General features: G+C 71.9%; 6 protein-coding genes. 1 reads left to right on the top strand and 5 read right to left on the bottom strand.

From position 1 onward, the window contains the following. Positions 1 to 122: 122 nt before the first annotated feature. The 4 genes from ACIQM0_RS24565 to ACIQM0_RS24550 all read right to left on the bottom strand — a co-directional run bounded on the left by ACIQM0_RS24565 (position 123) and on the right by ACIQM0_RS24550 (position 3,859). Positions 123 to 788 carry a response regulator gene (locus ACIQM0_RS24565; RefSeq protein WP_401290184.1) on the bottom strand — a complete coding sequence of 222 codons (666 nt, stop codon included), beginning with the start codon at positions 786 to 788 and terminating at the stop codon, positions 123 to 125. Beyond that, positions 785 to 2,065 (bottom strand): sensor histidine kinase, encoded by a 1,281-nt coding sequence (locus tag ACIQM0_RS24560; RefSeq protein WP_401290224.1) that lies wholly within the window; start codon positions 2,063 to 2,065, stop codon positions 785 to 787. The genes ACIQM0_RS24565 and ACIQM0_RS24560 overlap by 4 nt, the downstream gene beginning before the upstream one ends. Positions 2,066 to 2,132: 67 nt before the next feature. Next, entirely contained in the window at positions 2,133 to 2,924 is a 792-nt protein-coding gene (locus ACIQM0_RS24555; protein WP_401290183.1) for an ABC transporter permease, read from the bottom strand. After that, on the bottom strand, positions 2,921 to 3,859 hold the full coding sequence (locus ACIQM0_RS24550; RefSeq protein ID WP_401290180.1) for an ABC transporter ATP-binding protein: 939 nt from the start codon (positions 3,857 to 3,859) through the stop codon (positions 2,921 to 2,923). The genes ACIQM0_RS24555 and ACIQM0_RS24550 overlap by 4 nt, the downstream gene beginning before the upstream one ends. Positions 3,860 to 4,001: 142 nt before the next feature. Here ACIQM0_RS24550 and ACIQM0_RS24545 point away from each other — a divergent pair, with 142 nt between their 5' ends. Then, positions 4,002 to 4,559, top strand: a complete 558-nt coding sequence (locus ACIQM0_RS24545) for a GNAT family N-acetyltransferase (RefSeq protein ID WP_401290178.1) — start codon at positions 4,002 to 4,004, stop codon at positions 4,557 to 4,559. Between the two features lie 22 nt (positions 4,560 to 4,581). Here ACIQM0_RS24545 and ACIQM0_RS24540 read toward each other — a convergent pair whose 3' ends face one another. Further along, complete coding sequence (locus tag ACIQM0_RS24540; RefSeq protein WP_401290175.1) at positions 4,582 to 6,138, bottom strand: type VI secretion protein; 1,557 nt, start codon at positions 6,136 to 6,138, stop codon at positions 4,582 to 4,584.

The following is a 6,138-nucleotide window of genomic DNA, read 5'->3' as shown; positions in this document are numbered from 1 at the left end:
ACTGCAGGGGGGACCCTGTGGGAGAGTAGGACGCCGCCGAACTCCTTTTATAGTTAAGCCCCGTGCCCTTGTGGCACGGGGCTTTTCTGCGTTCCCGACCAGAAAGGCCCTTCTCCCCCCTATCAGCCCGGGGTGACCAGATGGGTGTCGTACGCCAGGATCACAGCCTGGACGCGGTCTCTGACACCGGTCTTGGCGAGGATGCGGGAGACATGGGTTTTCACGGTCGATTCGGCGAGGTGCAGTCGCTCCGCGATCTCCGAGTTGGTCCAGCCCTGTCCGATGACGGTGAGGATCTCCCGTTCCCGGCCGGTGAGGGTTCCGATGCGTGCATCCGGTGCTGCGGGTCCCCCGGGAGTTGTCGGCAGGTGCTGCACGTACGCGTCCAGGAGACGGCGGGTCAGACTGGGGGCGACCACCGCGTCGCCGCCGGCGACGGCCCGGATGCCGGAGAGCAGCTCCTCCGGCATCGCGTCCTTGATGAGGAAGCCGCTCGCGCCTGCGCGCAGACCGTCGTACGCGTACCGGTCCAGGTCGAACGTCGTCACGATGAGGACGCGGGTGCGGGAGCCGGTCCTGATGATGCGGCGGGTCGCCTCGATGCCGTCGAGCAGGGGCATGCGGATGTCCATCAGGGCGACGTCCGGCTGATGCCGGGCGACGAGTTGGAGGGCCTCGTGACCGTTGGCGGCCTCGCCGGCGACCGTCATGTCCTCCTGGCTCTCCAGAAGCATGCGGAATCCGAAGCGTTGCATCGGCTGGTCGTCCGCGATGAGCACGGTCGTCACGAGGGGGAGTCCTCCAGAGGGAGCCGGAGCCGTACCCGCCAGCCGGTGCCGGCGGAACGGTCTGTGGCGGTGGGACGGCCTGCTTCTACGGTGCCGTCGTACAGGGAAGCGCGTGCACGCATGCCCGTGAGGCCCTGCCCGGTGCCGTCGGGTGCGGCAGTGCTGGGATCGGGGGTTCCGTTGTCGGTGATCAGGGCCTCCAGTTCCTTCGCCCCGTAGGTCAGGGTGACCTCGGCCGTCAGGGCGGAGTGTCCGCCGCCGTGCTTCAGCGTATTGGTCAGGGCTTCCTGTACCACCCGGTAGACCGTCAACTGCCGTCCAGCGGTGGGCGGGACCGCCGGCGGTGTACCGCGGCGGCTCAGGCGCACCGGGAGGCCTGCCGTCCGTACGCCCGCGAGCAGGGTGTCCATGTCGTCGAGGGTCGGTTGCGGGGTGCGGTCGGCGTGGTCGGGGGGATCGGACAGGACCCCGAGCAGGCGGCGGAGTTCGGCGAGGGCCTGGCGGCTGGTGGCGCCGATCGCGTCCAGGGCCTGGGCGGCCCGTTCCGGGCTCTTGGCCGCGGCGTACGCGCCGCCGTCGGCGAGGCCCGTGATGACGGAGAGGTTGTGGCCGATGATGTCGTGCATCTCCCGGGCGATCCGGGTCCGTTCGGCGACAGCGGCCAGCCGGGCCTGCTGGTCCCGTTCGAGTTCGAGCCGGTCGGCGCGGTCGACGAGGGCCTCTGTGTACTCCTTGCGCGTACGGAACACGATCCCCAGCAGGGAGACGAACACGAACGCGTACAGATGCGGGACGAAGAGCTGGTTCCAGTCCGCCGGGAAACGGGCCGAGCCGATCAGGAGCGGCGTGAGCACGATCCCGCCCGCCCCGGCCAGGGTGCGCAGCGGCAGCCGGAGCGCGATGTTGAGGACCACGATCTCCTGGAGGAAGGCGGCCTGGATGACCGCCCCCGACCAGACGTTGACCAGGGCGAACGGGGCCATGAACAGCAGCACGGCCGACGGGTGGCTGCGGCGCCACAGGAGCGGTGCGGAGAACGCGGCGCTCAGCAGCAGCACCAGCCGCGGTGACACGTGCGGGTCGACGGCGACGGTGCGCCAGCCGCCGGAGGTGACGTCGAGTACGGCGAACAGAATCCAGAACGTGGTGAGCAGTCCGTCCCAGACGGCGGGCCGACGGCGGTCGGCTGCGCGGACGCGCTGGAGCAGTCGCTGAATGTGCCCGGTGAGCGGGCTGGGGCGTAGTGCCCCCGCCCGGTCCGTACCGTCGTCCGTCACCTGTGCGTCCCCCGCTTCGTACGTGTCCCGTGCGTTCTTCACACCCTCGTCGCCTGCCTCGTCCGCGTCATGCGTCGCGGCGGCGCAGGAGCGCGGCTGCCGCGAGGAGTGTGGCCGAGGCCCAGAGGACGAGGGCGAGCAGGGCGGCGCCGTTGGAGGCGGCGTCGGGAAGCGGGGTGGCGGAGCCCAGAACGCCTGCGGCCTGGGTGGGGAAGTAGCGGACGGCGGTGTCCACCGCGTCGTAGGGAAGCATGGAGAGGATCTCCGGAAGGACCATCACGCCCCCGATATAGGCGCCGATCGCGCCAGGGACGGAGCGGAGCAGGGCACCGAGGCCCAGGGCGATCAGGCTGAGGAACGTGGTCCCGGCGGCGCTGCCCGCCACGGCGCGCAGTACGCCGGGGTCGGTGAGGGAGGCGGCCTGGTCGGTGTCGTCGAGGAAGAACTGTGCGACGGCGAAGGTGACGAGCGAGGTGGCCAGCATGGCGGTGAACACGGTGGCGGCGAAGACCGCCGTCTTCGCCCACAGGACCGGGAGCCGGCGGGGGACGGCGGTGAGCGAGGCGCGGATCATGCCCGTCGCGTACTCGCCCGCCGTGACCAGGATGCCCAGCACGACCGTGCAGAGGGTGCCGAGTGCGGTGCCGTAGAGGACCATGACGACCGTGTCGACGTCCGAGTCGCCGCCGCCGGAGGTGTAGGTCGTACCCATGACGATGCCGACGGCGAGTACCAGCGCGGCTGCCGATCCCAGGGTGATCCAGCTTGAACGCAGGGACCGGAGCTTGTGCCACTCGGAGCGCAGCACCCGGGCCGGGGTGATGCGGTAGGGGTGCGGGGTGACTGCCACGGTGGTCATGCGGGGGCTCCGGTCGGTTCGGGGGCGGTGATCCGGTACTCGACCGACTCCTGGGTGAGGTCCATGAAGGCCTGTTCCAGTGAGGCGGTGCGCGGAGTGAGTTCGTACAGCGGGATGGCGTGCGCGGCGGCGATACGGCCGATGTGGGCGGCGTCCGCGCCGCGGACCTCCAGCTCACCGGGTTCGGTACCGGTGGGGCCGGTGATGTCGATGCCGGGTCCCTTGAGGAGGTCGTGCAGGGCGGGCGCCCGCGGGGTGCGGACGCGGACCGAGGCGCCGCCCGCCGTGGCGATGAAGTCGGCGACGGTGGTGTCGGCGAGGAGGCGGCCGCGTCCGATGATGACGAGGTGGTCGGCGGTGAGCGCCGTCTCGCTCATCAGGTGCGAGGAGACGAGGACCGTGCGGCCTTGTGCGGCAAGGGACCTGAGCAGGTTGCGCATCCACAGGACACCCTCGGGGTCGAGGCCGTTGACCGGTTCGTCGAGGATGAGGACGGCCGGGTCGCCGAGCAGCGCGGCGGCGATGCCGAGCCGCTGGCCCATGCCGAGTGAGAAGCCCTTGACCCGCTTCCCGGCGACCGAGGTCAGCCCGGCGAGGTCGAGGACGTGTTCGACGCGGCTGCGGGGGATGCCGTGGGTGTGCGCGAGGGACATCAGGTGGTGGAAGGCGGTGCGGCCGGGGTGGACGGAGCGGGCCTCCAGCAGGGCGCCGACCTCGGTCAGCGGTGCGCTGTGGGTGGCGTACGCGCGTCCGCCGATGGTCGAGCGGCCGCGGGTGGGGGCGTCCAGGCCGAGCAGCATGCGCATGGTGGTTGATTTCCCGGCGCCGTTCGGGCCGAGGAAGCCGGTCACGGTGCCGGGGCGGACCGTGAAGTCGAGGTCCTGGACGACGGTGGTGTCCCCGTACCGTTTGGTGAGTTCGTATGCCCTGATCATGCGGTCGACGCTACGGAGCGGGCGGGCTCGGGGCGTCGGACCGGGGACGGGGTGTGGCGGGGCGCGTAGTACCGGGGTACGACGCCGTGGGCTGCGGCGGAATCTCTTTGCGCGGCCGTCGGTGGCGGGTGAGGATCGGCGCATGGACTACGTGATACGGCCGGTGCGTGCCGGGGAGTGGCAGCTGGTGAAGGAACTCCGGCTGGCCGCGCTGCGGGACCCGGTGGCGCCGGTGGCGTTCCTGGAGACGTACGAAGACGCACTGGAGCGGTTCGACGACTTCTGGCGGGAGCGGACCGCCGCTGCGTCCGAGGCGGGGGACGGTGAGGTACGGCAGTTCGTCGCGGTGGCGCCGGACGGAAGCTGGGCCGGCTCGGTGACCGTGCTGATCGAGCGGCCGGACGGGGAGAACGTGTTCGGTGCGGCGGCCGATGTCCACCAGGCGCATGTGGTGGGGGTGTTCGTACGCCCCGAGACACGGGGCGGGGGCGTGGCCGAGGAACTGTTCCGGGCCGGCATGGACTGGGCGTGGTCGCTGGGCGAGCCGCGGATCGAGCGCGTACGGCTGTATGTGCACGAGAACAATCCGCGGGCCTCGGCGTTCTACCGCCGGATCGGGTTCGTGCCGACCGGGGAGACCGTACCGATGCGGGGGGACCCCACGGCCCGTGAGCTGGAGTACGCGGTGGCCCGGCCGTAACCGTCCTGGTGCGGGCAGGGGATCAGGGGATGCTCGGCGTGCGGAGCTGCTGGGTCCAACGGGCGCGGCCCTGTTCGGGGGAGCGGAGCAGGGCGACGGTGGGCAGGCCCTGGCTCTTGCCGGTCGCCAGCAGCTCGGGCAGCCGGGGCAGGGGGGCCACGGCTGCGACGTCGTCGAGGACGAGCGTCATTGGTGGGTCGAGCCGACCGTCGGATGACCGTGCGGCCATGCGGCGGCCGTGCTCGACCACGTCTGAAACGAGCGCCGTGAGCAGGGGCATGGCTCCGGGGCCCGACCGGGGGTTCTCGATGGGTTCGCCCACCACGTAAAGGGTGCCCCCCTCGTCCACGAAGGAATCCAGCGCGAGCGCATCCGCCCGATTGGGGGTGCAGGCGTCGCGGATGTGGACCGAGGAGAGCGCGCCGAACGCCCGGACGGTGAGCTCCTGGGCCATCTCGCGGCGTTCGGGGTGAGCGGTGAGTGCGGACTCCAGCAGCCCGGCGAGTCCGGACGCGGCCTTGGGGTGGGTACGGAGCAGCCGCACCGGTTCGTGGGCGGTGCCGCCCTGTGCCCAGCGGTGGACCTGGCGGAAGGGGCGGCCGTCGATGGCGGCGGCGTGCAGCCAGCACTGGAGGAGCGTTTCGGCGGTGTCGGCCGTCGCCGCGTCGATGCGGGCCTGCGGCCGGACCGGGGCGAGGAGGGCCGCGGCGCGCGCGGCAGCCCGCTCCGGTAGCTCACAGCCGGCGGTGGGGGCCCAGTGGAGCCGGGCCGGGGTGTCGCAGAGGTGGCCGGGATCGTAGATGAGGACCGGGCCCAGCTTGGCGCGGGCGTCCTTGGTCTCGGCCCAGACGCTGGGGTCGGAGGTGACGACGAGCAGGGGTCCGTCGGCTTCGCTGATGGCCTGGACGACGGTGGGCCGGCGGGTGGCGGCGGGTCCGTAGACGACGAGGGGCGCACGCGGGGAGGGCACGGCGAGCGGTGGTGCGGTCGCGAGGAGCTCGGCGGTGTCCGCGGCTGCTGTGGTGGCCGTGGCGGCTGTGGTGTCGGCCTGTGGCGTGGCCTGTGGCTGTGGTGCGGTGAGGGGGGCCGTGGGCTCGCGGGCCGGGACCTCGTGCGCGTACTCCTGTTGCTTCCTCGGATCAGGGCGCTGCAAAGGGTGTTCCGGCTGAGGGTGCTCCAGTTGGTCCAGCCGTTCGGCGCGCTGCCGTGACCGTACGCCGCGCCAGCGCGCGACCACGCCCATGACGAAGATGGTCAGCACCACCAGCACCATCAGTTCGCCGATGAACAGGCCCCAGAAGAGGCCGTACCCGGAGAACTCCCCCGCGGGTGTGGCCGGCCAGGCGGCCGGCAGGTCGTGCGGGGCCTCCACCAGCCGGCGCATGGCCAGCGGGGTCTCGGCGAGGGTGACGCCGTGCGGCCAGGCGCCGTGCGCGAGGATTCCGGACAGGCCGGTGGCCGTCCAGGCGAGCAGGGTCAGCCCGAGCAGGAAGGCCAGCAGGCCGATCAGCAGCCCGTCGGGGATACCGCCGCCGCCCTCCTCGTTGCCACTGGGCCGTGCCTCGCCGCGCCGTGCCAT

It is taken from the genome of Streptomyces sp. NPDC091387 (assembly GCF_044756945.1).
GTDB lineage: Bacteria > Actinomycetota > Actinomycetes > Streptomycetales > Streptomycetaceae > Streptomyces.
Note: the sequence above shows the minus strand (reverse complement) of the source record. Positions and strands in the feature narration are given on the sequence as shown.

Excerpts from the sequence above, each read along its gene's own strand:
- ACIQM0_RS24555 (WP_401290183.1), bottom strand. The coding sequence starts at position 2,924 with ATGACCACCGTGGCAGTCACCCCGCACCCCTACCGCATCACCCCGGCC.
- ACIQM0_RS24550 (WP_401290180.1), bottom strand. The coding sequence starts at position 3,859 with ATGATCAGGGCATACGAACTCACCAAACGGTACGGGGACACCACCGTC.
- ACIQM0_RS24545 (WP_401290178.1), top strand. The coding sequence starts at position 4,002 with ATGGACTACGTGATACGGCCGGTGCGTGCCGGGGAGTGGCAGCTGGTG.
- ACIQM0_RS24540 (WP_401290175.1), bottom strand. The coding sequence starts at position 6,138 with ATGGCACGGCGCGGCGAGGCACGGCCCAGTGGCAACGAGGAGGGCGGC.